20 protein-coding genes are annotated in these 25,532 nt (G+C 52.9%); 9 read left to right on the top strand and 11 right to left on the bottom strand.

Annotation, left to right across the window (positions count from 1 at the left end; genetic code table 11):
• Positions 1-13: 13 nt before the first annotated feature.
• The 3 genes from EVX52_RS10940 to EVX52_RS10930 are packed head-to-tail and all read left to right on the top strand — an operon-like array spanning position 14 to position 4,721.
• Positions 14-1,306, top strand: a complete 1,293-nt coding sequence (locus EVX52_RS10940) for a TolC family outer membrane protein (RefSeq protein WP_370278332.1) — start codon at positions 14-16, stop codon at positions 1,304-1,306.
• 50 nt (positions 1,307-1,356) lie between these two features.
• Positions 1,357-3,534 carry a type I secretion system permease/ATPase gene (locus tag EVX52_RS10935; protein WP_129991268.1) on the top strand — a complete coding sequence of 726 codons (2,178 nt, stop codon included), beginning with the start codon at positions 1,357-1,359 and terminating at the stop codon, positions 3,532-3,534.
• Positions 3,535-3,551: 17 nt separating this feature from the next.
• Positions 3,552-4,721, top strand: coding sequence for an HlyD family efflux transporter periplasmic adaptor subunit (locus EVX52_RS10930; RefSeq protein WP_129952363.1), 1,170 nt, complete (start codon positions 3,552-3,554; stop codon positions 4,719-4,721).
• A gap of 105 nt (positions 4,722-4,826) precedes the next feature.
• Here EVX52_RS10930 and EVX52_RS10925 read toward each other — a convergent pair whose 3' ends face one another.
• Positions 4,827-6,815 carry a DUF4034 domain-containing protein gene (locus tag EVX52_RS10925; protein ID WP_129991267.1) on the bottom strand — a complete coding sequence of 663 codons (1,989 nt, stop codon included), beginning with the start codon at positions 6,813-6,815 and terminating at the stop codon, positions 4,827-4,829.
• Between the two features lie 772 nt (positions 6,816-7,587).
• On the opposite strand from EVX52_RS10925, the gene ompC reads away from it, so the two are divergent.
• A complete protein-coding gene (gene ompC / locus EVX52_RS10920; RefSeq protein WP_129952365.1) occupies positions 7,588-8,715 on the top strand; it encodes a porin OmpC in 1,128 nt (375 codons plus the stop codon).
• A 183-nt stretch (positions 8,716-8,898) separates the two neighbouring features.
• Positions 8,899-9,366 carry a nuclear transport factor 2 family protein gene (locus EVX52_RS10915; RefSeq protein ID WP_129952366.1) on the top strand — a complete coding sequence of 156 codons (468 nt, stop codon included), beginning with the start codon at positions 8,899-8,901 and terminating at the stop codon, positions 9,364-9,366.
• A gap of 5 nt (positions 9,367-9,371) precedes the next feature.
• On the opposite strand, the gene EVX52_RS10910 is transcribed toward EVX52_RS10915, so the two are convergent.
• The 6 genes from EVX52_RS10910 to EVX52_RS10885 all read right to left on the bottom strand — a co-directional run bounded on the left by EVX52_RS10910 (position 9,372) and on the right by EVX52_RS10885 (position 15,796).
• Positions 9,372-9,758 carry a helix-turn-helix domain-containing protein gene (locus EVX52_RS10910; protein WP_013574628.1) on the bottom strand — a complete coding sequence of 129 codons (387 nt, stop codon included), beginning with the start codon at positions 9,756-9,758 and terminating at the stop codon, positions 9,372-9,374.
• A gap of 533 nt (positions 9,759-10,291) precedes the next feature.
• A complete protein-coding gene (locus EVX52_RS10905; protein WP_129952367.1) occupies positions 10,292-12,064 on the bottom strand; it encodes a penicillin-binding transpeptidase domain-containing protein in 1,773 nt (590 codons plus the stop codon).
• A gap of 221 nt (positions 12,065-12,285) precedes the next feature.
• Positions 12,286-12,528: a DinI family protein gene (locus tag EVX52_RS10900; protein WP_129952368.1), complete on the bottom strand. Its 243-nt coding sequence runs from the start codon at positions 12,526-12,528 to the stop codon at positions 12,286-12,288.
• 74 nt (positions 12,529-12,602) lie between these two features.
• Positions 12,603-13,568, bottom strand: coding sequence for a glutathione S-transferase family protein (locus tag EVX52_RS10895; protein ID WP_129952369.1), 966 nt, complete (start codon positions 13,566-13,568; stop codon positions 12,603-12,605).
• A gap of 194 nt (positions 13,569-13,762) precedes the next feature.
• Positions 13,763-15,544: an LPS biosynthesis-modulating metalloenzyme YejM gene (gene yejM / locus EVX52_RS10890; RefSeq protein WP_129952370.1), complete on the bottom strand. Its 1,782-nt coding sequence runs from the start codon at positions 15,542-15,544 to the stop codon at positions 13,763-13,765.
• 24 nt (positions 15,545-15,568) lie between these two features.
• On the bottom strand, positions 15,569-15,796 hold the full coding sequence (locus EVX52_RS10885) for a YejL family protein (RefSeq protein WP_015696497.1): 228 nt from the start codon (positions 15,794-15,796) through the stop codon (positions 15,569-15,571).
• A 221-nt stretch (positions 15,797-16,017) separates the two neighbouring features.
• On the opposite strand from EVX52_RS10885, the gene yejK reads away from it, so the two are divergent.
• Entirely contained in the window at positions 16,018-17,022 is a 1,005-nt protein-coding gene (gene yejK, locus EVX52_RS10880; protein ID WP_129952371.1) for a nucleoid-associated protein YejK, read from the top strand.
• Positions 17,023-17,234: 212 nt separating this feature from the next.
• Here yejK and rplY read toward each other — a convergent pair whose 3' ends face one another.
• Positions 17,235-17,525, bottom strand: coding sequence for a 50S ribosomal protein L25 (rplY, locus tag EVX52_RS10875; RefSeq protein ID WP_129952372.1), 291 nt, complete (start codon positions 17,523-17,525; stop codon positions 17,235-17,237).
• A gap of 160 nt (positions 17,526-17,685) precedes the next feature.
• Positions 17,686-19,449: a DEAD/DEAH box helicase gene (locus EVX52_RS10870; protein ID WP_129991266.1), complete on the bottom strand. Its 1,764-nt coding sequence runs from the start codon at positions 19,447-19,449 to the stop codon at positions 17,686-17,688.
• A gap of 332 nt (positions 19,450-19,781) precedes the next feature.
• Between EVX52_RS10870 and rsuA the strand changes: the two genes are divergently transcribed.
• Positions 19,782-20,489, top strand: coding sequence for a 16S rRNA pseudouridine(516) synthase RsuA (gene rsuA / locus EVX52_RS10865; RefSeq protein WP_013574637.1), 708 nt, complete (start codon positions 19,782-19,784; stop codon positions 20,487-20,489).
• A gap of 27 nt (positions 20,490-20,516) precedes the next feature.
• Positions 20,517-21,713 carry a Bcr/CflA family multidrug efflux MFS transporter gene (locus tag EVX52_RS10860; protein ID WP_129952374.1) on the top strand — a complete coding sequence of 399 codons (1,197 nt, stop codon included), beginning with the start codon at positions 20,517-20,519 and terminating at the stop codon, positions 21,711-21,713.
• Between the two features lie 181 nt (positions 21,714-21,894).
• On the opposite strand, the gene EVX52_RS10855 is transcribed toward EVX52_RS10860, so the two are convergent.
• Together EVX52_RS10855 and EVX52_RS10850 are read right to left on the bottom strand one after the other, a co-directional pair.
• On the bottom strand, positions 21,895-23,247 hold the full coding sequence (locus tag EVX52_RS10855; protein ID WP_129952375.1) for an MFS transporter: 1,353 nt from the start codon (positions 23,245-23,247) through the stop codon (positions 21,895-21,897).
• Positions 23,248-23,573: 326 nt separating this feature from the next.
• Positions 23,574-24,557 carry a LacI family DNA-binding transcriptional regulator gene (locus tag EVX52_RS10850; protein ID WP_129952376.1) on the bottom strand — a complete coding sequence of 328 codons (984 nt, stop codon included), beginning with the start codon at positions 24,555-24,557 and terminating at the stop codon, positions 23,574-23,576.
• Between the two features lie 205 nt (positions 24,558-24,762).
• Here EVX52_RS10850 and idnO point away from each other — a divergent pair, with 205 nt between their 5' ends.
• A complete protein-coding gene (gene idnO, locus EVX52_RS10845; RefSeq protein WP_129952377.1) occupies positions 24,763-25,527 on the top strand; it encodes a gluconate 5-dehydrogenase in 765 nt (254 codons plus the stop codon).
• Positions 25,528-25,532: the final 5 nt, after the last annotated feature.

Below are 25,532 nucleotides of genomic sequence, written 5' to 3'. Positions count from 1 at the left end.
GAATTCGGGGGGGATGGCGGCGGTTAAACAGCCGGAATTTAACTGGCAGGCCGCGCCGACTGAGGAGATGCGTGCCAGCCTGACGTTGCAGGATGCTATCCTGCGGGCGTTTGCGCGCAATCCGCAAATTTCTGAAGCTGCGGCGCAAATCCGCGTCGGCAGAGGCAACCTTGATGAGGCCAAAAGTGCGTGGTACCCGCAAATCTCCTTACAGGGAACCGCCGGGAAATCGCATCAGACTGACTCGGCAGGGAGCCTGAGCAACAACGCGTCGGCGGGCGTCCAGCTCAGCCAGTTGCTGTATGACTTCGGTCGTACCGGCGGCAGCATCAGTCAGCAGGAATACCTGTCTGATTCCTATCGTTATTCGCTTTACAGCACAATGACCGACGTGGCGCTCAGCACCCTGCAGGCCTATCTCTCGGTCAAACGCTATCAGGCGCTGAGCCTGGCGGCGCGTGACAATATCGCTTCTCTCGAACGTGTGCGTGACACCGCCAGACTGCGGGCAGACGCCGGGCTGAGTTCGCAGTCTGACGTGTTGCAGGCAGAAACGCGTATTGCCGGGATGAGAGCCACGGTTGAGCAATATCGCGCCCAGCAACGTTCCGCACAGGCACAACTGACGGTGCTGACCGGCGTGGTTTCCGACAATTTACCGGATCTGCCGCAAAGCCTGTTGGATCAGAAAGTCACCCTCAACAAAATCCCTTACGAAAACAGCACGCTGGTGCGGGCCGCACAGGCTAAACAGCAGGCGGCGATCGAGGAAGTTAATCAGACCGAAGCTCAGCACTGGCCGACCCTGAAAGTGCAGGCAGGACGTACGCGCTATGAAAACAGCGGCGGTGGCGGTTCCTATTGGGACGATCAGGTACAACTGGCGGTGGATGCGCCGGTGTATCAGGGCGGGGCGGTCAGTGCCAAAGTTCGCGCGGCAGAAGGTCAGCGGCAGGCGGCACAGGCCGAAGTCGAAAAAGCCAAGCTGGATATCAACCAGAAAGCATCGGCGGCTTATGCCGACATGATCGGCGGTCAGCAGCGCCAGCTCGCGGGCGAGGAACAGTTCGGCAGCGCGACGCATACCCGCAGCGTCTATCAGGACGAGTACAAACTCAGCAAGCGCAGTCTGAACGATTTGCTCAGTGTTGAGCAGGACGTTTTTCAGGCCGATACGTCGCGTATTGGTGCGCTGTATGACGGCTGGGACGCGACGGTGCGCTACGCCGCTGCCGTAGACAATCTGGTCGATATGTTAGGTATCGACCGACACAAACAAACAGGTGACACCATCCCGTCGCTGTAAGGATCGGGCAGGACGGGAATAAACCAGAAGCATTCGATATCGAGGTTGAAATGAGTCATGAAGCCCCTGCACCTTTGTCGATCGACGTCTGGATAAGCGCCATGGGGCGCGTGGCCGAAACATTCGGCAAACCAGCAGATCCGCTTTATCTTCGCCAGCAGATGCGCTGGTTTGAACATCAGCCGTTGCGGCGTCAGCTGGACCGGCTCAGCGGCCTGATGGGGCTTCAGGTCGGTATGGTCAGCTGGAATCAGGTGCGCTGGCGTCAGGAAGTATTGCCCGCCATTATTACCCTGCAACAGGGCGGCATTGCGGTACTGGAAAATCTGCACGATGACGGCACTGTCGATTACTGGCTGAGCGACGGCGGCAATTTAGTGCGTTCCGCCGAACTGGTGATGTTGCTTGAGCAAAGCACCGGCCCGGTTTTTTTGGTGGGCGTTGCCGCACGCGGGCGGGATCAGCGTATCGACCCGTTCGTTCAGCCGCATAAAAAACACTGGTTCTGGGAAAATTTCCGTGGTTCAGGACGCAAAATCGCGGAAATTTCACTGGCCTCCGTTCTCGGTAATGTACTGGCGCTGGCCGGTATTTTGTTCTCAATGCAGGTGTATGACCGTGTGATCCCGGCGCAATCTTATCCGACCTTATGGGTGCTGTTTTTCGGGGTGGTGCTGGCGGCGGCCATGGAATATATCATCCGTCTGATGCGTACGCTGGTGTCAGATCTGATGGGCAAAAAAATCGACCTGAAAGTCTCCTCGTTGTTTTTCGTGCGGGCGATGAATATTAAAAACGATGACCGGCCAAAATCCACCGGTTCCTTTATCTCTCAGTTGCGTGAAATCGATCAGGTGCGTGAACTGCTGACCTCGACCACCATCAGTGCGGCGGCGGATATGCCTTTTGTGTTGCTGTTCCTTGGCATCATGTTTTTCATCGGCGGCCCGCTGGTCATTATTCCGTTGCTGGCGATCCCGCTGATTGTCATTCCCGGCATTCTGATCCAGTGGCCGATGGCTAAACTGGCAAAAGAAGGCATGCGGGAAAGTGCGCTGCGCAATGCCGTGCTGGTGGAAACCATCGAAGGTATCGAAGACATTAAAGCGTTACAGGCGGAAGCCTATTTTCAGCGTCAGTGGGAACAGACGCATGAAGTCAGCGCCGCAGTGGGCATGAAACAACGTGTCTGGGGCGCGCGCCTGACAGGCTGGGCTTCCACCGTGCAGCAACTGACCTATGGCGGCATGCTGGTGTTCGGCGTGTATCTGGTGCTCAGCGGTGACATTACTACCGGTACGCTGGTCGCCAGCAGCATGTTGTCATCACGCACTATCGCACCGCTGATGCAACTGACCATGGTATTTTCCCGCTGGCAGCATGCTAAAAGTGCCATGCGCGGACTGGATGAATTACTGAAAAAACCGGTTGACCGGCCCGCTGATGCCGAGCTGTCACATTGCCCGACGCTCAGCGGCCATTTCAACGTGCGCAACCTGCAATATACCTACGACAAAGAGAACGCGCCGAATGTATTAGGCATCGGCCAACTGGAGATCAAACCGGGTGAACGCGTGGCCATCCTCGGAAAAGTCGGTGCGGGTAAATCGACATTGCTCAAACTGCTGGCCGGCCAGGCCAGCCCGTCACAGGGAAAAATCCTCATCGACGGCGTTGACATGACCAAAGTCGAACCGGCGGATATCCGCCGCCAGCTCGGTTATCTGTCGCAGGATTCGCGGCTGTTTTTCGGCACGTTACGTCAGAACCTGATGCTGGGTTATCCGCATGCCACGGACCAGGAAATGCTACAGGCGCTGCGTATCAGCGGCGCGCTGTCTATGGTGCAGGCCGACGCATCGAGCCTTGATAAAATTATCAACGAAGGCGGGCGGGGATTGTCCGGCGGTCAGCGTCAGATGGTGATGTTAAGCCGTATGATCCTGCGTAATCCGCAGGTGGTGCTGATGGACGAACCGACGGCATCGATGGATGAACAGCTGGAAGAATATGTCATCCGCCAGTTACACAGCTGGCTTGTAGGACGGACGCTGATTGTTGTGACGCACCGTCCGGCACTGCTCAAACTGGTGGACAGGATCGTGGTGATGGATAACGGGCGGGTGGTGGCAGACGGGCCACGTGATCAGATCCTGGCCAAAGCTGTCAGTACCACGCCCGCTGCGGCAGCAGCCGTGGGTGACAATAAAACACAAGGCGCAGCCTGAGCTGCTAAGGACACTGCATGGCACATCTGACATTGCATGATGAACTGGAGGCCGAAAGTCGCAAAGTCTCGTGGATTATCTGGGTCACGCTGGGCAGTTTGCTGGTGTTTTTCGTCTGGGCACGTTTTGCCGTGCTGGATGAAGTGACGGTCGGTACCGGCAAAGTGACACCATCGAGCAAGGCACAGCAAATTGATTCACTGGACGGCGGCGTAATTTTAAAACTGATGGTGCAGGAAGGCTCGGTAGTCAATCGCGGCCAGCTTCTGGCGCAGCTTGACCCGACGCGTTCTCAGTCGAACTACGGTGAAGCGGCTTCCCGTGTGCGGACACTTCGCGCATCTTCGGAGCGTCTGAGTGCAGAACTGACCGGCGCGCCGCTGAAATTCAGCCCTGAAACCATGAAATCGCCGGAGCTGGTGGCGCGTGAGCGTCAGTTATATTTATCGCGTAAGCAGAACCGTGATGAAACGGTGGCGAATTTGCAACAGTCGCTCAGACTGGTGAATGATGAAATCAACATGACGCAACCGCTGGTGGCAAAAGGCGCGGCAGGGCAGGTTGAGGTTATTCGTCTCAAACGTCAGGCCAGTGAACTGCGCGGAAAAATCGACGATGCAATCAACCAGTACGCGGTACGTGCGCGTGAGGAGCAGGTGAAAAACAACGCCGATCTGGATGCCGGGTTACAGGTAATGGCCGGTAAAGAAGACCAGGTTACGCGCTCTGAGCTGTATTCACCGGTTCACGGCATTGTTAAAGATATCCAGGTTTCCACCGTGGGAGGGGTGCTGCAACCGGGCGGTAAGCTGATGGAAATCGTACCGATTGAAGATCAGCTATTGATCGAAACCCGTATCAACCCGCGCGACATCGCCTATATCCGCCCCGGGCTGCCTGCCACGGTAAAAATCTCGGCGTACGATTCATCAATCTATGGTGATCTGGACGGCAAAGTTGAAGGGGTATCACCGGACACGTTGCAGGATGAAGTGAAGCGCGACCAGTATTATTACCGCGTGTATGTGCGTACCGATAAAGCTTTCCTGACCAACAAAGCCGGACGCCAGTTCCCGATTGTGCCCGGCATGGTGGCGAACGTGGACATCAAGACCGGCCAGAAAAGTGTGCTGGATTATCTGATTAAGCCGCTGAATAAAGTTAAAGAATCCCTGAGGGAGAGGTAAGCAGGACGCCGCTGCTGATGCGGCTTTAAAGTCAACACCGTGGGCGGCGAGCCCACGGTGTTGATCTTAAGGCCGGAGTGGGCGGCAACCCAAGATATCAGCCCGCTATTGCAGCGGCGCCTGCAATCTAAACTCCGCTACCGGATCTTCCATTTCCGCTTTCCGCTTATCCTGCCAAAGATTCATCCTCGCACGCAGGGAACCATTGAGGTCATCGTGAACCTGCTTCGCGGCCTCAGATGCCGGATTCAGTTCAAGCACAAATTCCATAAACCTGGCAGCGACATAACGGTTTTTCTTCACCCCGGTGCCGGTCAGCCATGCCATGCCAAGTGTATAGGCGGCTTCGGCGCGATCAGGATGGTCAGGGTTATGCAGGATTTCCGGTAGCCAGACCTCTGCGGCCTGACGTTTCTCAGCGTCTGAGCCGTTATCCAGCGCACAGCCGGCGCGGTAGTAAGCGGCGGACAGATGTCCTGCGTCCATTGCCCGCTGATACCACTGCATCGCCTGTTCATAATCCGGTTCGCCACCCAGCCCGTCGCGCAGCGCGTTAGCACAGGTAAACATGGCCGGAACCATGCCGGAGCGGGCGGCGCTGAGGACACAATCCATTGCATTACTGTCATTATGAAAATGCTCAGGCACATCATGATGCCAGCCGTTGCGGTAGAAGAAATACAGTTCGTAGCAATGAATGGCGCTGCCGTGGCGCGCCATACCGGTCATCAGAAAATGGGCGGCATCAATATCATCATTGATCGCCATATCATGCGCCAGCGTAACCAGATCGCTGACCGGCTGTTCATCGCCGGCTTGCCGGATAAGCGACCACGCATGTTCCATCAGCCCTTCACTTAATTCCGGACGGGCAGGTAGCCCGTATAATCCGAATTGCAACGCCGTGGCAGCAAAAGCCACCAGCACCGGATCAGTGGCCTGGCTGAGGCCGCGGGTCAGTAACTGGGTAAGTACCGGCAAGCCTTCTTCATGGCCGTTTGCCAGCACAGCACGGGAAATAAACATGCGGGCAGAATGGCCGGGCATGGCCTGCGGTGACACTGCAAATAACGCGTCATAAACGGCCAGACCGGCCTGATCATCATCCTGCCAGTACGCCGTACAAATTCCGGCGAGATCCAGCAGCCGGATGCGGGTGTCAGGCTCGAGCGGGCTGGCCAGTAAAGTGGCCAGCCGCTGCTCAAGTGCCAGCGCCTCTGGCGATTCGCGTTCGGCGATATCACCGGAGAGTGCATCGCACAGCGCATTCGCACGGAACTGGTTACGTTCTTCATCACTGAACTCCGCACACAACGGGCCGTCAATGATCAGCAACTGTTGCTCGTCGCTGCCACCCCAGAAAGCGGAATGGAATAACAGATAGGATTCCATCGTGCCGACGTCTGCGTGACGCACGGACATCGCCATGCGCAACCAGTAATCCAGCGCTTCTTCACCGTTTTTGCGGGTTTGCCGTAACGCGGCGGGTAACATGTGTGGCCAGTGCGTGGCGGGTTCAAAGCCGAGCGCATGAATATGCGCCACACCGGCCTGCCAGATTTCACTGCCCTGAATCGAGAACTTCTCATGCAGAGGTTTAGGTACTTCGCCCGCGAAAAGGGATTTTAGCCAGTAAGGCTCACCGAACCCTCCGCTGAGGTTCATCAGATGGCGGAATGCGTGGGTCGGTCGCGGATGTAATTCGATAGCGCGTAATAATGCCAGCACGGCGTAATCGCAACACAACTGCGCACCGAGCCACTGGTGATCTTCAATCTCATTTTCGCCCTGAGACCGGCGGATTAACCAGGCGTTTTCATGCCAGACCATGCCCAGTAATACGTGAGCGTGATAGCTCTGCGGGCATTGCTGCGCCCAGTCGCTGAGAATTTCCAGCGGATTAAGCGCAGGCGATTCCGTGCCGGTAAACAGGGTCGCCGGGTGCATCAGCAGGCCGTAATCGCTTTGACCTTCGCCCTGATTCTGCCAGCCACGCATCAGTGACAACAGCCACTCGTCGAGTTTTAAAAAACGGCGGGTTGCCAGAAGCATTCTGGCTTTAGAGAGGTTGTCGAGTTGATCCTGTTGTGGCATGAGGTTCCCTGAACTGTTGAATAAAGAAGCTGTTGCGTGGCTCTGCAGTCTATCGCTCTTCCCGGCAGTGAGCAGCGGGATTGGTCTGACTTTGGCTATAGTAACGGATCTGAAGTGTTGCTGCCCAACAAAGCCTCTCCCCAATAGGGATTAATAATCTTCCGAAAATACCTTATTAATTTAATGGATTAGATATCGACTATTAAGAAAATCGTACTTTGAAAGATGGAGATAATGTGAAGTAATTATGGATAAATACAGTTAATGTGCGCGATATAATAAGTGATGAATATCACTGTATGTAATTATATCTTTGTAAACCAAAAAAAAACCGGCCACAGAGGGCCGGCTGTTGTTTCCACAAAACGGGGAATGAGGGTAATAAAATAACAAATAATGATGATAGCAAGAGAGATTATATATTACCGGTGGATAGATCGTTTATCACTTAGTGCGGTAATTATTTGTCATAATTACTTGATAATATTGATTATTTTGTAAATTTAGCTTTGAGTGCTTTATTTTAACAAAAATAAATAGACGTAAATTTACCCGATATTAATATTTAGTTACAACTTCTAATATATAAGTAATGTCTTCACTAATTTCGTATCATTTTCTTTCTGGATTAAAAGAAATTATATCATGAGAATAGAATTGCCATGTCGGGCCAACATTTATACAGAAACAAAAACGTTATGCAGATCTAAAGCAGTAAAAACGTGTACTTTACATTCAGTGGCACGGTCCGACACCTACCGAGGATAAAAAAATGAAACTCCGTGTTCTTTCACTCATGATCCCTGCTTTAATGGTGGCAGGATCAGCAAGTGCGGCAGAAGTTTATAATAAAGATGGTAATAAACTGGACCTGTACGGTTTAGTTGATGGTTTGCACTACTTCTCTAACGACAAAGGCTCAGACGGCGACCAGAGCTACATCCGCCTTGGTTTCAAAGGCGAAACTCAGATTACTGATCAACTGACCGGTTACGGCCAGTGGGAATATCAGGTTCAGGCTAACCAGGCTGAAAGCTCGGATGACGGTGACCGTGCCTTTACCCGTTATGGTTTCGCCGGTCTGAAATTTGGTGACATGGGTTCATTCGACTACGGTCGTAACAACGGCGTGATGTATGACGTTGCCGCCTGGACTGACATGCAGCCTGAGTTCGATGGTTCTACTTACGGCGCTGACCAGTTCCTTTATCAGCGTACCAACGGCGTGGCTACTTACCGTAACGATAACTTCTTTGGTCTGGTCGATGGCCTGCATTTTGCCCTGCAATATCAGGGTAAAAACGACAGCGGTGGCGGTGAACCAGGTACCCGTGATGTGCTGACACAGAACGGCGACGGTTACGGTATGTCCCTGAGCTACGATATTGGCGCGGGCGTCAGCGTAGCGGGTGCGTTCTTCAACTCTGACCGTACTGACGAACAAAACTCCGCACCAAATATCATGGGCGACGGTAAAAAAGCGGAAGGCTACACCGGTGGTCTGAAATATGACGCCAATAACGTCTATCTGGCTGCGATGTTCACCCAGGCTTACAACGCTTCCCGTTTCGGTTCTACCGATTCAGAAGCTTACGGTTATGCTAACGAATCCCAGGCATTTGAAGCCTACGCCAGTTACCAGTTCGATTTTGGTCTGCGTCCGTTCGTAGCCTATAACCAAACCCGTGGTAAGGATTTAGGTTCAGACCGTCTGGGTAATAACTATCAGGATCAGGATCTGGTTAAATTTGTTGACCTGGGTGCGACTTACTACTTCAACAAAAATATGTCAGCCTATGTCGACTATAAAATTAACCTGATCGACAGCAGCACCTTCACCGACAACGCCGGCATCAATACCGACGATGTGACTGCGGTAGGCCTGGTGTATCAGTTCTAAGCGTGCCTTTCTCAGACACAGAATAGCGCGTTGCTTTAACAGTAAAGAACAGCAGTAAACAGCACGTTCTTCAGGAACGCGGCCTGAGAGGGCCGCGTTTTTTGTGGGCACAATTTGGCGTGAGAATGCTGTAAAACACCGCTATGGTGTTCAGGTGAATTTCTTACCCTGACCGAGGTGCTTATGTCCGTTAAACCGCCGTTACCGCCATTTACCCGCGAAAGCGCAATCGAAAAAGTGCGTCTGGCAGAAGATGCCTGGAACAGTCGCGATCCGCACCGAGTCAGCCAGGTTTACTCGGCGGATACTGTCTGGCGTAACCGCAGCGAGTTTGTGCACGGGCAGGACGCCGTGGTGAGCTTCCTGCAGCGTAAATGGGCCAGAGAACTGGAGTATCGCCTGATTAAAGAGCTGTGGGCGTTTGACGGGGCGCGGATCGCCGTGCGTTTTGCTTATGAATGGCGGGATGATTCGGGCAACTGGTTCCGCAGTTTTGGCAATGAGAACTGGGAATTCAATGAGCAGGGGCTGATGTTTGCCCGTCACGCCTGCATCAATGATCTGCCGATTCAGGAAAGCGAACGACAGTACCACTGGCCTTTGGGGCGCAGGCCGGACGAACATCCGGGCCTGAGTGATTTCGGTTTCTGACAGCCTCAGGCTGATTTCTGGTGGATCAGATGCAGCGGGGGAGACACATCGAGTTTGATGTCAGGGTTCTGGCGGAATTCATGTGGCGTTATGTTGAAACGCTTGCGGAACATGTAAGTGAAATGCGATTGCGAACCGAAGCCGAAATCCATCGCGATATCAAAAATCGGCGTTTCACTGCTGCTCAGTTGATAAACAGCACTGGCCAGACGGCGTTCCCGGATGTACTTCCCCAGAGAAATGCCGGTTGATTCTTTGAACAGTTTTTGCATGTGCCAGAGCGAATAGCCTGAATACTCAGCCAGTTCTTCAAGGTGGATCACACGACCCAGATGGCCTTCAATCCATTTGCTGAGTGCGCAGACGATAGCGATATGAATGTCTTGAGCCATAACCAGTCTGTATTAAGGTTGAATACCGCTATTATACACGAGTTCGTCAGGTTGGCGTGGCAGGTGTTGCTCAGAGATGTTCAGAGTCCCGGCGGACAATAATGGCCCGGTGGGCAGGACTGTTGTAATGACAGCCTGACGGGCCATGTTTTAACGCAACAGGATCCAGTGGATTAACCGGGCGATGCCATCGTCCACCACCACCATCCCGACGAGAATAAGAACAATCAAAATCACGAAGTTCTTACCGGTTGGCAAAATGATGTCTCCCTTTATCCCTTTTCAGGGAACGGAACTCAGTTACCACGGGCCGCTGCCCTGCATATTCAGGGCAATAACCCCCAGACAAACCGCGACAAATATCAAAAATACGATAAGAAGCCGTTTCATTCTTTTTCTTACAGAGCCTACGCTCTTCCTCCACAATGTGTCAGCCAGCAATTTCTTCAGCCAATAAACACTGCGAACGTTAACCGCTTATTTCGGTGAGATCCAGTCTGTCAGAAATGTTTAATGATTTTGATCGCGTTCGCTTAACCATCGGTGGCCGGGCGACGCACCAACTCGGTTTTCTGCCCGTCATTAATCACCGTCGTTGGTGGCGTTTCCGGCACCAGCGCATCCGGCGCTATGTTCATATGATTGAGGACTTCGCCCATAATATGTCCAAAAATCGGGCCAGCCACCGACCCGCCAAAGTGCTTGCCGGCTTGTGGATTATTGACCATCACCACCAGCGCAACGCGCGGATTACTCGCGGGCGCAACACCGGCGGTGTAGTTAATGTAACCACCGTCGTATTTGCCACTGCTCCCCATTTTTTCCGCTGTACCGGTTTTAATCGCCAGACGGTATCCCGGCACTGCAGCGCTGAGGCCTGAGCCGCCGGGTAATGCATCACTTTCCATCATATGAATCACTGTTCTGACCACGTCAGCCGACATAACGCGGGTACCGAGCACCGGCGGTGTGACTTTGGTTATCGACAGCGGACGGTAAATACCTTCCGCCCCAATCGTGGCGTATTCACGGGCGATTTGCAGTGGCGTTACACGCAGGCCGTAGCCAAAGGAAAAGGTCGCTCGTTCGATATCGGCCCAGCGGTCGCGGTGGAGTGGGAAATAGCCACTGCTTTCGCCACCGATACCCAAATCTGTCGGTTTGCCTAAACCAAAGGATTGATACAGCTGAACCAGAACGTTGGCCGGCATTGCCAGCGCAATATGCGAAACTGCAATGTCACTGGATTTTTGCAAGATACCGGTGATGGTCAGCGCAGGCCAATGGCCGACATCGCGGATCAGGTGGCCGTTAACGGTGTACGGATGGGTATCGAGAACGGAATCCGGGCGGATCATATGCCGGTTCAGACCTGCCATTACCACCAGCGGTTTGACTGTCGAACCGGGTTCGAAACTGTCGCTGATTGCCACATTGCGCATGTCTTTTGCCTGAACACCGGCATAGTTATTCGGGTTATAGGAAGGGTAGGACGCCATCCCTAAAATCTCACCGGTGTTCACATCCACCAGAACAGCCGCGCCGGATTCGGCCTGGTTAAGCGTAACGCCATCGCGCAGCCGCGAGTACAAGACGTACTGCATAAAGCTGTCGATACTCAGATTGATGGTCGGCGGCTGTTGCGGTGCGACTTCTTTCAGAATACCGATCACATTGCCATGGCGATCCTGACGGTACTCGCGCATGCCAGGTTTGCCCTGTAGCAGGGCATTAAAACCTTTTTCGACGCCTGTCAGACCTTCATTATCCGTCCCGACGACACCGACCAGATTGGCGGCGGCTTCGCTCATCGGGTAGTAACGGCTGTCATCCAGCTGACTGCTGATGCCGCCAAGGTGCAGCTGACTGATATCTGCGGCGATACCTTCTTCTATTTTGCGCCCGAGATAAACGAAGCGGCGCTGAGGATCGCTGGTGATGGTTTGCTGTAGTTGTGAAAGTGGCATATTCAGCGCGGAAGCCAGATATTGCCACTTCGGGCTGTTCAGATCACTGTGCAGTTCCAGTACACGGAACGGGTCGGCGATAATATCTTTTGAAGCGACACTCAGCGCCAGCGGATGGCCGTTACGATCGACAATGGTGCCGCGCCCGGCAGGGATAACCGTGGAGCGCAACGAGCGGGAATCGGCTTCTTTTTCCAGCATCGGCTGGTTAAGCAATTGCAGGTAGCCCACCCGGCCGAGCAGAAGCGCCAGACAACAGACAATACCGAGACAAATCAGCGCAAAGCGCTTGGTGTAGAAATTAGGTTGGGCGCTGGATTTTTTTAGGCTCGGTGGCATGGCAGTTTCGCAAAGTCATTGGCGCATGTGAAGCGAAAAGCGAAGGTGCGGAGAACAACTTACCGGATGAAAATAGCCCGGTTTGTCCCTCATTATGTGCAACTCATCGCTCTGATTGATAATGAATTTCGTATAACATGCACATCTTATATTAAGCCATAGCGATGGATTGTTTATTTCAATTGCGCTTTGTAAGCAAGTGCAACGGCAAAGCGGATTATTTACTCCACGGCGAGCCAGTCATCGGCTTCTTCGAACATTTCCTCTAGCATTTGGTTTAATTGCGAACGTTCCTGCTTGCTGGCGCCGTGGGTATTCAGGCCATTAGCCTGCATCGGTTTCACTTTGACTTCAGCGTCAGGAAACAACCGGTGCACCCGTTTAACCAGTTCTGCTTCAATTTTTTTGCTGGCATCAGGGATGCCGGCGACATTCCGTTTGTCAAAAATCAGTTCGACCCGCATAGCTTTCCTCATAAAAGACAGGGAGAAATAACTGTTGAAATATACAGTGTTATCCGTGCGGGTCCAAGCAATTTTTAGTGTGTTATCTGCATCACGCCGCGCCCGCTGAGACGCTGACGATCGTGAGGGCGACGCAGGTCCAGTTCCGGGCCTGCCGGAACGATACCTGTCGGGTTCAGCCACAAAATACCGTAATAACCTTGTTTGATATGCGTCAGGTTCACCGTATCGCTGATCCCCGGCCACTGATAAAGTTCGCGCAAGTAATGGGATAAATTCGGATAATCTTCAATACGGCGAATATTACATTTGAATGCCCCATGATAGGCGCTGTCGAAACGCACCAGTGTGACGAACAGCCGCCAGTCGGCTTCGGTAATACATTCACCGGCAATGTAGCGGTGGTGGTGTAAATGCGTCTCAAGGGTATCCAGCGTACTGAAAAGTTGGGTTACGGCGGCGCTATAGCTGTCCTGCGTTTTTGCAAAACCCGTCTTATACACGCCGTTGTTAACGTCGTGATAAATCACCTCGTTCCAGCGGTCAATGTCTTCGCGCAGGGCAGCAGGGTAGAAGTCATCCTGATTGCCGGTCAGTGCATCAAACGCATGGTTAAGGATGCGGATAATATCAGCTGATTCATTATTGATGATACGCCCTTCGCGGCGGTCCCACAGCACGGGCACGGAGACTTTGCCGGTGTAGTGTGCATCGCTGGCGGTGTAGAGTTGATGTACATAACGCACCGGCTCAATCTTTTCGCCTGCATCCTGCGGCGTATCAAACGTCCAGCCATTTTCACCAATCACCGGCTGAGCAATGGATACCTGAATGAATTTTTCCAGCCCTTTCAGATGGCGAAAAATTAACGTGCGCGAGGCCCACGGGCACAGGTAAGAGACGAAAAGCTGATAGCGTCCGGCTTCAGGCTCAAGATGTGTCTGGCGAAACGCCGTTTCCTGACGATGAAATGCGCCATTTTTAATTTCTTCTTTTGCGACGTCGCCGCTTACCCATTGTCCGTTGACCAGTCCCGACACGATAGTGGCCCTCCGCGCTGTGTTTATAAGGTGATTAGGATGTATGGACCTACCGTAGCGGTTTCCGGCGGTGCTATAAACGACATTATTTTCAAGAAGAAGGTCAAATAATTTGACGGGGGATGCGGGCGTGGTGCCATTAAAAAAGCCAACCGCTCAGGGTTGGCTTTCATCATTTCGGTTAATGGCGAACGTCAGTTTGCCAGGAAGCGTTTTTCATCTGTCAGCACCTGAAGCAGCAAGCTAAGTTCTGGTTTCTGATCTTTAATCCGCTTGCCGTTAATATCAAAGGCGCGGTAATCACCGTTACTTTCCAGTTCCAGCGTCTGGTCTGGCGTGGTGATCACCAGCGTACCGTCGTCGCTGGTGGTGACCCAGTTATGGCGTCGCTTCGCGGCGAACAAATCTTCGCCCTGCGAGTAATCAGCCGGAGCTGTCGTCACATGCAACAGGCGTTGCATCAGCGTAGTCATCACATCCGCATTATCTGTCAGTTTATCGATATTCTGCGCGGGTGTACCGGGCCAGTGAATAATCAGCGGAACCTGTAACTGGCGACGGTTCATCGCATTGCCTGAACCCCAGGTACCGTTCTCGTTGAATTCAATACCGTGTGAAGCGGTAATGACGACCACCGTTTTATCCAGCTCCCCGCGATCTTTTAACGCCTGCAGGATAGCTTTGATTTGCGAATCCACATTCGCTGCACCGTTCTGATAACGATGAATAAAGGTATTACCGGTCGGCACACTGGCCCCGTCCTGACGCAATGCGTTACTGATCCCGCTCAGACTCAGGTAGGAGAACCACGGACCGTTGCCAGGTCCGTTCAGCCATTGTTGCCACTGATAAACGGTTTGTTGATCAGTCTGTTTGACCGGCGGCGGCAAGGTAAAATCGGTCAGTAATGCCTGGCGGTACAACGGGCTGTTAAAACCGTCTGAGGCAAATAAACCGAATTCGTAACCTTGTTGCTCCAGTGACGACACCAGTGCAGAAGGTTTACGCGCCGCCAGAATGCCCTGCATATAGCTCGGTGAAATCCCGTAGAACAGGCCGAACAGCCCGGTGTCATTACGGTTTCCGGAACTAAAATGCTGATCAAAACGAATGTTATGTTTGGCAAAATCGCTCAGCGTGGGCAGATCTTTATCCAGCGTGTCGGTATGGACACCATCTAGCACCACCATCAGCAAATTATACTTCGAACCGGTTTTCGCGAAGCTGATGGTGTTCAGCGGATATTCGACTGCCAGCGCTTCGGGATTGCCTTGTTCGATCAGCCGCTTCTGGTATTCCTCGGCATTGAGCAGGCCGTGTTTTTCAAGGAATTTACGTGCTGTCATCGGGTAGGAAAGTGGCAGATTCGCACGCTGCATGGTGATCGGACGATAGAAATTCGCATCTGCCCAGATGTACATCAGATGTGAAGCAAAGAAACTGGCTATAAACAGAACGACAATCGGTTTGGCGAAATTGCGGCGGTTCAGGCTGCGTAACTTTTGCCATGCCCAGGTACCAAACAGCATTTCGAGCAGGAATATTACCGGCACAGCAATAAACATCAGCTGCCAGTCACGGGCCATCTCACCCTGACCGGGATTAACCACCAGCTCCCACACGACCGGATTAATGTGCAGGTGGAAACGGGTAAAGACTTCGGTATCGACCAGAAGCAGTGTCAGTCCGGCAGTAGCCAGAATAGCGGATAAGAACCGCAGCAGCCGTTGCGACATCACCACGAAGGTGAGCGGGAAGATGATCAGTAAATATGTCGAGAAACCGATAAAACTGAAATGCCCAAGCCAGCTGACCAGCGCGTAAATGCGCCCCTGCAATGAAGAAGGCCAGTCAGAAACAAACAGGTAGCGGCTGCCGATCCCAAGGATGAGCAGGATATTAAACAGGGCGAACCAGTGGCCCCAGCTGATCATCTGGGATACTTTTTCGCGATAGCGCTGACGATTTGTCACCATGAGAGGTATTGGGCAAGTTGTGGATTAATGGGCTTTATCTTCTCTTATCGACGCTTGCAACGCTTTCGCAAAAGACTGCGACAAGGCTTTGCGCTGTGCAGGAGCGACGCTGGTATTAATCAGGTTTGTCACCATATTGCCCAGAACCATCAGAGACAAATCTGTCGGGGCGCGGTGTTTTTCCAGAACGGTTGCCAGCTCGGAAAGGAGCTGTTCAACGTGTTCGTCACTGTAACGGGATGATTGTGCCATAGAGTATTGTGCTTCTTGATCTGACAAAGTCCAATATCTTAGCGTATCACGCCTCTGTTTTCCGCATTTTTATAACTGAGTTAACGTTGTTGTATTGATTGTATCTATTAATCTTTATTTCAGCCTTCGCGATAGTTGCGGCCCCGGCGCTTCGGTGTTTGAATACGCCCCGCAGATCAACCCTTCTTACACGGCTGCAATTCTTACAGGAGAAAATCCCCATGAGTCTGGATCTTGAGCAGATCGCTCTGCACCAGTTGAACAAACGTGATGAGCAAACGCTGGATGTTGTGCTGCGTGATACGCTCCTGACGCCCAATGCTGCCGTTGATGAAATGATGGCAGAACTGCACCGCGTCTACAGTGCAAAAAGCAAAGCGTACGGTTTGTTCAATGAAGACAGCGAACTGGCGGTGGCATTACGCAGCTGCCGCAAAGGGGACGATGATTTTCTTTCATTCAGTCGCGCCGCCACTGGCCGTCTGCGTGACGAACTGGCGAAATACCCGTTTGCTGAAGGCGGCGTGGTACTTTTCTGTCATTATCGTTTTCTGGCGGTTGAATATCTGCTGGTCGCCGTACTCAACAGCCGCAGCAGTATGCGCGTCAATGAACAACTGGATGTCAGCAGCATTCATTATCTTGACATCAATCATGCCGATATTGTGGCGCGTATCGATCTGACCGAATGGGAAACCAATCCGGAATCGACCCGTTATCTGACTTTCCTGAAAGGCCGGGTAGGGCGCAAAGTCTCAGACTTCTTCATGGATTTTCTCGGTGCGTCCGAAGGTCTGGATACCAAGGCGCAGAACCGTGGCTTGTTGCAGGCAGTTGACGACTTTTGTAGCGAAGCGCAGCTCGATAAAAACGAGCGTCAGAACTACCGTCAGCAGGTTTATACCTATTGCAACGAACAGTTACAGGCTGGCGAAGAGATCGCGCTCGATGATTTGTCCGAAGAGTTGCCGCCGTGGAATGACAAGAAGTTTAAAGAGTTTACCCAGGAGCAGGGTTATCAGCTGGAAGAAACTTTCCCGGCCGATCGCAGCACTTTGCGTCAGCTGACTAAATTCGCCGGCAGCGGCGGCGGCCTGAGCATTAACTTTGATGCCATGCTGATGGGCGAACGTATTTTCTGGGATCCGGCCACGGATACGCTGACCATCAAAGGCACGCCGCCGAATTTGCGGGATCAGTTGCAGCGTAAAGCGGGTAATAAATAATCGCGCCCAATAAAAAACACCGCCTGGGCGGTGTTTTTTATTTGTTCTCGCACGGCGTCCCGATGCGCAACAACTTTTTACTCGTCATCCTTCACGTTGTTGCTGCGTTAGCTACGTTCGTTCACCTGAATCACTTACCAATGTAAGTTCATCAGGACTCACTCGCTTGCTACTTTGCTACAACCTGAATGATTTAGAGTAAAGTCGCGTTATTAAACGCGAACGAAGTCGATGTGAGCCAGTTTTGGCTTGAACGGGTGACGCTGTACAGCCTGAACTTTAACTTTGGTTTCTTGACCGTCGATAACCAGAGTAATAGCTTCAGAGTAGAACTCCGCTTTAACTTCCAGGTTCTTTACAGAATCATGGTCCAGTTTGATAGAAACCGGAGCAGCTGAGCCACCGTAAACGATAGCTGGGAATTTGTTAGCTGTACGCAGGCGGCGGCTCGCACCTTTGCCCTGCTCGTCCTGTGGACGTACTTCTACATTGATAGTGATCATTGTATGTTTCTCTAATAGAACTACTTCTAAAATGTGCCCCGCCACCTGCGACCGAGTGACGAGTTGAGTACTGCGACTTCCACACAAGGCGAAAGCGGGCGGTATGATACCGGAGTCCGGGCACAGCAACAACGAATAATTACCGGTTTGGTCATCCCTGTTACCCGCGCAGTTCATGAGCGCGTCGGTAGCGGCCTTCATAATCAAATATTTTCTCCCGCACCTGCCAGAACTGGCCTTTCATACGCGCGACCACAAAATCCGGATGACGCAATAACACCTGCTGCGCGGCAACATCCGCTGCGCTATTCCATTCCAGCGGTACGCCCGGTGCGCGCTGGTGCGGGCGCAGGAAGTTATGCAGAAACGCCATGCGTTGTGCAGGCGTTTGCAGACGAAAGCGCTCCGAAACGTCAGCGCCGTCTTCATCGTAATAGGTAATTTTCAGCCATTCGCCTTTGTCATCGCGTCCGTGTTCCAGATTCATACCACCGCAGCGTAAGACCAGCGCATCTTTCAGGCGCAGCGCGGCTTTCAGCATATCATCGGGGTCGACCAGAATTTCCTGGCACTGATGACAGCGCCGTGCGGCGATATCATTTTCCGCGCCACAGTGCGGGCAGCTTTTAAAACGGAAGCGGAAATCACATTGCTCACGGTTGCCCTCATCATCTTCCAGTACGCCCTGACAGCGGCGGCCAAAATGCTCAATGATCGTGCCGTCTTCGGTGGTTTTTCCCCAGAAAATATTGGCGAAGCCGCAGGCCGGGCAAAACACCTGCACGGGTTTGTTATCGCCTGCCGGCTTATGGCTGCCCACTTCCGGCGTAAAAAGGTCGTGCGGGTTTCCGGCATAATCAAGGATCAGACAATCCGTTTTACCCGGTGCGAGCCGCAACCCGCGACCAACAATTTGCTGGTACAGGCTGATGGATTCTGTCGGACGCAGGATGGCGATAAGATCCACATGCGGCGCGTCAAAGCCGGTGGTCAGCACGGATACATTCACCAGATAGCGTAACTGCTGCGCTTTAAACGCCGTGATCAGCCGGTCCCGTTCCAGCGCGTGGGTTTGCGCGCTGATCAGCGCCGCTTCCCCTGCGGGCAGCAGACCAAAAATCTCACCGGCATGTTCCACCGTGGAGGCAAAAATCATCACGCCTTTACGTTCTTGTGCGAATTCAACAATCTGGCTGATGATGTGCGGCGTGATACGTTTTTGTTGTCGCAGTTCATCATTCAGATCCGCTTCACTGAACAGACCATTACTGTTGGCCTGCAGGCGGCTGAAATCGTAACTGACCACCGGCATATCGAGCCGTTCGGGTGGCACCAGAAAGCCGTTTTTAATCATGTAACGCAACGGCAGTTCATAGATGCAGTCGCGGAACAGGCTGTTGGCATCACCGCGCACAATACCCTGATGGTGATACTGATAAATCCAGCCTTTGCCTAAACGGTAGGGCGTGGCGGTCAGGCCGAGCAATCGCAGGCGCGGGTTTTGCGCACTGAGATGACCGATAATCTGCTGATACTGACTGTTATCATCGTCGGAAATACGGTGGCATTCATCGATAATCAGCAGGGAAAATTCGCCACTGAATTCCGCCAGATTGGGCGCAACAGATTGCACGCTGCCAAACACCACTTTGCCGCTGCTTTGTTTCAGGTTCAGCCCGGCGGCGAAGATGTCCGCTTCCAGCCCGTAGGAAAGATATTTGCTGTGGTTTTGCGCCACCAGCTCTTTGACATGCGCGAGCACCAGTACACGTCCGCGGGCAACGCGCGCGAGTTCGGCAATCACCAGACTTTTTCCCGCACCGGTCGGCAGCACAATCACTGCCGGTTCGTCGTGCTGGCGGAAATGACGCAGCGTGGCATCCACGGCATCTTGCTGGTAGGGGCGGAGAGTAAAAGCAGTCACGCGATGATCACCTGTTGATTATTCCGTTAACTTACCTGTTTATAAAAACAGTAATGCAGTATGCCAAGAAATGCTGCCGATGGCGATGATCAAAGAAATCTCCCGCAGTGAATGTTTAGCCTGCTTATTTTCCTTCTTCCTTACAGGATGCACGGCTATACTATTGCCCTCAACGCGGCAGTGTTTCTGCCCCCCCGAAGTAATAATAACTCTTTGCAATTATTACGAACCGAACAACCCTGAACCCTGTCAGTTGCAGTATTGCGACGGCGGGGTCTTGTGTTTTATCAGTAACGCGATCACTCAGATCGCCATGAAGGCAAGTTGATCCAATGCGTCTGGACAAGTTTCTCTCTCAGCAATTAGGTGTAAGCCGCGCGCTGGTTTTGCGCGAACTGCGTAACAAACGCGTCACCGTAGACGGTGAAATCGTCAAAACCGGCTCAATGAAAATCAGCCCGGAACAACGTGTCGAGTTTGACGGCAATGTACTGGATCAAATCACCGGTCCGCGTTATTTCATGCTTAACAAACCGCAGGGATATGTGTGTTCCACCGATGATCCGGATCACCCGACCGTGCTGTATTTCCTCGAAGAACCCGTGGCCTACAAACTGCATGCGGCGGGCCGTCTGGATATCGACACCACCGGTCTGGTGCTGATGACCGACGACGGGCAATGGTCGCACCGCATCACCTCGCCGCGCCATCACTGCGAAAAAACTTATCTGGTAACACTCGAACATCCGCTGGCTGACGACACCGCTGCGCAGTTTGAAGCGGGTGTGCAACTGCATAACGAAGATTCCCTGACCAAACCGGCGCAGCTTGAAAAAATCGAAGACTGTCTGGTGCGCCTGACTCTCAGCGAAGGCCGTTATCATCAGGTTAAACGTATGTTTGCTGCCGTGGGTAACCGCGTGGTTGCGCTGCACCGTGAGCGTATTGGTGAGATTGTGATGGATGAAGATTTGGAACCGGGTCAGTACCGGCCGTTAACTGAGCAGGAAGTGGCCAGCGTTGGCGTTCCCTCGCGATAGATTTTTCTATAACTGGAGCAGCTGAAAGTGCAAGAAAAACCGGTCTCCCATGTCGGACTGATTTTCATCCTGGGATTGATATCGATGCTGATGCCTCTGGCTATCGATATGTATCTGCCAAGTATGCCCGTGATCGCTCAGGAATATGGCGTGCCGGCGGGCAGTGTGCAAATGACGCTCAGTGCTTACGTGCTGGGTTTTGCGATAGGGCAGCTGTTTTATGGCCCGATGGCGGACAGCCTTGGGCGTAAGCCGGTTATCTTCTGGGGCGTGATGATTTTTGCCGTCGCGGCCGGTGCCTGTGCACTGGCGCAATCCGTTGAGCAACTGGTCTGGATGCGTTTCCTGCACGGTCTGGCAGCCGCTGCCGCGAGTGTGGTCATCAACGCGCTGATGCGCGATATGTTCACAAAAGACGAATTCTCGCGAATGATGTCTTTTGTGGTACTGGTGATGACGGTAGCGCCGCTGCTGGCGCCAATGCTCGGTGGTTTGCTGATGGCTATTTTCAGCTGGCATGCCATTTTCTGGGCGATGGCGATTGCCGCGCTTATCGCCGCAACGCTGGTGGGCGTGTATATCAAAGAGACGCTGCCCAAAGAACGGCGGCAAAAATTCCACCTGCGCACCAGCGTCGGCAATTTTGCTTCCCTGTTCCGACACAAACGTGTGCTCAGTTATATGCTGGCGAGTGGTTTCTCATTTGCCGGAATGTTCTCTTTCCTCAGCGCCGGTCCGTTTGTCTACATCGAGCTCAATGGCGTTTCGCCGCAAAGTTTCGGCTTTTACTTTGCGCTGAACATCGTCGCTCTGGTGATTCTGACACTCATCAACAGCCGTAACGTACGCCGTACGGGTGCGGTAAAAATGTTCCGCTTCGGATTGTTTGTGCAACTGACGATGGGGATGTGGCTGGTGATCGTCTGTACCTTCGGATTGCCGTTCTGGGCGATGGTGATTGGTGTGGCGGGATACGTTGGTGTGATTGCGATGGTCACGTCTAACGCGATGGCGGTCATTATGGATGACTTCCCGCACATGGCGGGTACAGCCGCTTCTCTGGCCGGCACGATTCGTTTCGGCACCGGTGCGGCGATAGGTTCTGTGCTGTCACTGTTTACCGCGAAAAGCGCCTGGCCGATGGTTGGGTCGATGGCGTTCTGCATACTTGCCGCCACCTTGTTGTATCTCTATGCCAGCCGTCCGGTGAAAGTGGCTGCATAACGCCCTCCCCTGCGAAGGGGAGGGCCGGGGTGGAGTATCAAGGTCAAAACCGAAAAGGAAAAGTGTGGTTTGACAAGGTGTTAGCTCTTAAAACCCCCTCCCAACATTCGGGGTTCAGTTCATCGCAGGGGGAGGAGCAAAACCAAAACGGTCTTCTCTGCTTCATGTGGGAGCTTGAGTATTAAACCATTTCCGCTTTCACTCCCTGAACCCGTCGCGCCGCTTTAGCGCGGGCGTATTCGTCTGCCATGGCTTTGGCTTTTGCCCCCGGCACGAGCGCCATATCGCACTCTTTTGGCAGCAACGTCGTGACCGCTGCGGCAATCAGCAAGGATGCCACCAGCGCGTAGATCGCGGTGCTCTGACCGTACAGGCTGACCAGCACGCCGACCAGATACGGACCGCAGAATCCGCCCAGATTCCCCAGACCATTTATCACACCACGCGCACTGCCTGCGACTTCCGGCGTGGTGACTTTGCCCGGAATCGTCCAGAAGGCGCTGGTTGCGGCTTGCAGGAAGAAACCGGCACCGACCAGGAAACCATATGCCGCCATGATGTTATGGCCGAATGCGACAGATGCCGCCAGACAGGCTGCGAAACCACACAGCGGCAGGGCAATGAACATACGGCGCTTACCGGTTTTATCCGACAGCACGGACATCGCCAGGATCCCCAACATAGTGCCCACGTAAGGGATAATCGCCAGCATACCCACTGAACTCATATCTCCGCCGGTCAGGTTTTTCAGAATGGTGGGCAGCCACAGGGTATAGCCGTAAATCCCGGTCTGATAGAAAAAATTAATAATGATCAGTTTGACGATAGACCGGTTGCGGAACACTTCTTTCAGCGGGGCGTTATTCACCGGTGCCAGGGCTCTCAGGGCTTCGCGTTCTCGGTTCAGCTCGGTAATCAGATAGTCGCGTTCACGCTCAGACAGCCATTTTGCTTCTTCAGGCCGATCGCTGATGGTAAACCACCAGAACAGCATCACGACAAAAGATAATGCCCCTTCAATGATGAACAACCAGCGCCAGTCGAGCGTATCCAGAATAAAACCCGACAGCGGCGCGGTGATCATTCCGCCGAGCGGGGCGAACATCAGCACATAAGCATTGGCGCGGCCACGTTCTTTATCGGGGAACCAGTTACTGACCATCGTCAGCACGACCGGCAGCATCCCGCCTTCTGCCACACCCAGCGCAAAGCGCAGGAACAGCAGCTGATACTGATTCGTAATCACACCGGTCAGAATCGAAATAATTGCCCAGGCAACCAGAGAGCAGGCGATAAATTTTCGTCCGCTGCCATGTACTGCCAGACTGCCGCCCGGAACCTGCAGGAATAAATACCCGATAAAGAAAATACCGGCGGCCAGACCGGCCATTGAAGCGGTAATTCCTAATTCAGCATCCATGCCGCCAGGCATAGCAAAACTAATATTGACCCTGTCCATGAAGGAAATAATGCAAGCAATAAGAATTGGCGTTATTACGCGCAGCCAGCGTGCCTTAGGAATCTTATTATCCATTCTGTGCTCCTCGGTGATGCTCGTCATACTTCAGGCTACAGATGCGTTGTCCGCACCCGCTAACGCCGGTCACTGACTTGTTTCAGTTCCCGGGGATTAACGCTCTTGCCGCCTTCCTGTAATCTGAATTATTTAGAGCATGTTCAATGCGACGTTTTATTAAATATCTCGTCTTTCGGCGATGACTTAATAAAAGCATTTTGAGGAAAGTATTTCGTGACAGACGTCACGTTGAATTATGTTAAGAAAAGGTGTTACCACTTACGTGATCCTGCACCGGAGTTTGTGTGCAGGTCCGCAGGGGGGAAATAGAGGGAAAAGGAGAGTTAAATGGTGCCGCCGAGGGAGATCCGGTAATGCAAATCCACGCGTTCGATCGTGGGCAGGTTTCTGATTTTTTTAAGCAATATCTCCGCCACCACTTTCCCCATTTCAAAGCGCGGAGTGATAACGCTGGCTAATAATGGTGTGGTTGCCAGACCGATATCCAGCCCGTGAAAACCGGAAATTGCCATATCCTGCGGGACGCGGATCCGCAGTTTGATACATTCCTGTAACACGCCGACGGCAATATCGTCATTGGTACACAAAATCGCGTTGGTCTGCGGATATAACTGACGCGCCATGGCCAGCATGCCCGCACCGATAGATACCGACGACACTTTATTCGGCGTGATATGCACCGGCGTCAGTCCGCGTTCATTCATGGCGCGGCTGTAACCCTGATAACGCTTCTGGTCACGGGCGTCAGACATCGAACCGAAATACACCACATGTTCTTTGCCGCTGGCGAGCAAGGTATTCGCCATATCATAACCCGCCTGCTGATTATCAAAACCGACGGCGATGCGCCCGTGCGGGTCGTCGAGATCCATCACCTGGGCCACAGGAATTTCTGCCGCATTCAGGTACTTATCGGCTTTCAGCGTATGCACGGAATCAGTGAGGATCAATCCGGCCAGCTGATAACCGAGCAGATTGATGATGTGTTCTTCCTCGCGTTCTTTGCTGTAATCGTAATTGACTACCAGCGTCTGAAAGCCCTGCGCGGAAGTGACCGACTCAATGCCCGCCAGTAAGTCCGAGAAAATCTGGTTGTTAAACGACGGCACTAAAATGCCGATACGCGGCGCTCTGGCCGGTCCGCGGGCTTCTTCCAGCGGATATCCCACCTCTTCCATGACCTTCGTGATGCGATCACGGGTTTCAGGAGACACCTTTTCCGGCGTGCGCAGAAAACGGCTCACCGTCATCTTCGTGACATCCGCCAGTTGGGCGATGTCCTGTAATGTCACGCGCTGGTTTCTCATGCGGAAAGTTCCTGGTTGGGCCTGCAAATAGTCCTGATTATTGAAACAGAAAGTGCCGGAGATTGTTACCAAAATGATGATGATCACACCGGGAGTAACAGGGTTTTTTAACATTCCGGCAGGTGATCTGCATCACAGTTTAGCGCAGAGTAAACCGGTGTAGTGAAGCTAACTTTTTAAATCAGCATTCAATAAGGCCAACGTCATGACAAATCTCTTCTCACTGGATAATAAAAAGATTCTGATTACCGGCTCGACGCGCGGTCTGGGTTTCCTGCTGGCGAAAGGGCTGGCGCAGCACGGTGCAGAAATTATCATCAACGGCACCCAACAGGAATCAACGCAGAAGGCCGCTGAAGCCCTGCGGGCAGAGGGCTTTATTGCCCATGCGGTGTCGTTTGATGTCACCTGCAGTCAGGCGGTGAATCAGGCGATTGAGCATATCGAAAGCACCATCGGGCCCATTGATGTACTGATAAATAACGCCGGGATCCAGCGCCGCCATAAATTCACCGAGTTTCCGGAAAAAGACTGGGACGATGTCATTGCCGTGAATCAGAAATCCGTATTTCTGGTGTCGCAGGCGGTGGCGCGTTACATGATCCCGCGCGGGCACGGCAAAATCATTAATATCGGTTCGATGCAAAGCGAACTGGGGCGTGACACCATTACACCTTATGCGGCATCGAAAGGCGCGGTAAAAATGCTGACCCGGGGCATGTGCGTTGAGCTGGCGCGCTACAATATTCAGGTGAACGGAATCGCGCCGGGTTATTTCAAAACCGACATGACACAGGCGCTGGTAGACAACAAAGAATTCTCAGAATGGCTGTGCAAACGCACACCGGCCGCACGTTGGGGCAATCCGGAAGAGCTGGTCGGCGGTGCAGTCTATCTGTCATCCAAAGCCTCTGATTTTGTCAACGGACATCTGCTGTTTATTGATGGCGGTATGCTGGCCGCTGTGTAGAAGGA

Source organism: Rahnella sp. CFA14(1/10) (genome assembly GCF_004195095.1).
Taxonomy (GTDB): Bacteria; Pseudomonadota; Gammaproteobacteria; order Enterobacterales; family Enterobacteriaceae; genus Rahnella; species Rahnella perminowiae.
Note: the sequence above shows the minus strand (reverse complement) of the source record. Positions and strands in the feature narration are given on the sequence as shown.

Coding starts and splice junctions, on each gene's coding strand:
- EVX52_RS10940 (WP_370278332.1), top strand. CDS start 14: ATGGCGGCGGTTAAACAGCCGGAATTTAACTGGCAGGCCGCGCCGACT.
- EVX52_RS10935 (WP_129991268.1), top strand. CDS start 1,357: ATGAGTCATGAAGCCCCTGCACCTTTGTCGATCGACGTCTGGATAAGC.
- EVX52_RS10930 (WP_129952363.1), top strand. CDS start 3,552: ATGGCACATCTGACATTGCATGATGAACTGGAGGCCGAAAGTCGCAAA.
- EVX52_RS10925 (WP_129991267.1), bottom strand. CDS start 6,815: ATGCCACAACAGGATCAACTCGACAACCTCTCTAAAGCCAGAATGCTT.
- ompC (WP_129952365.1), top strand. CDS start 7,588: ATGAAACTCCGTGTTCTTTCACTCATGATCCCTGCTTTAATGGTGGCA.
- EVX52_RS10915 (WP_129952366.1), top strand. CDS start 8,899: ATGTCCGTTAAACCGCCGTTACCGCCATTTACCCGCGAAAGCGCAATC.
- EVX52_RS10910 (WP_013574628.1), bottom strand. CDS start 9,758: ATGGCTCAAGACATTCATATCGCTATCGTCTGCGCACTCAGCAAATGG.
- EVX52_RS10905 (WP_129952367.1), bottom strand. CDS start 12,064: ATGCCACCGAGCCTAAAAAAATCCAGCGCCCAACCTAATTTCTACACC.
- EVX52_RS10900 (WP_129952368.1), bottom strand. CDS start 12,528: ATGCGGGTCGAACTGATTTTTGACAAACGGAATGTCGCCGGCATCCCT.
- yejM (WP_129952370.1), bottom strand. CDS start 15,544: ATGGTGACAAATCGTCAGCGCTATCGCGAAAAAGTATCCCAGATGATC.
- EVX52_RS10885 (WP_015696497.1), bottom strand. CDS start 15,796: ATGGCACAATCATCCCGTTACAGTGACGAACACGTTGAACAGCTCCTT.
- yejK (WP_129952371.1), top strand. CDS start 16,018: ATGAGTCTGGATCTTGAGCAGATCGCTCTGCACCAGTTGAACAAACGT.
- rplY (WP_129952372.1), bottom strand. CDS start 17,525: ATGATCACTATCAATGTAGAAGTACGTCCACAGGACGAGCAGGGCAAA.
- rsuA (WP_013574637.1), top strand. CDS start 19,782: ATGCGTCTGGACAAGTTTCTCTCTCAGCAATTAGGTGTAAGCCGCGCG.
- EVX52_RS10855 (WP_129952375.1), bottom strand. CDS start 23,247: ATGGATAATAAGATTCCTAAGGCACGCTGGCTGCGCGTAATAACGCCA.
- EVX52_RS10850 (WP_129952376.1), bottom strand. CDS start 24,557: ATGAGAAACCAGCGCGTGACATTACAGGACATCGCCCAACTGGCGGAT.
- idnO (WP_129952377.1), top strand. CDS start 24,763: ATGACAAATCTCTTCTCACTGGATAATAAAAAGATTCTGATTACCGGC.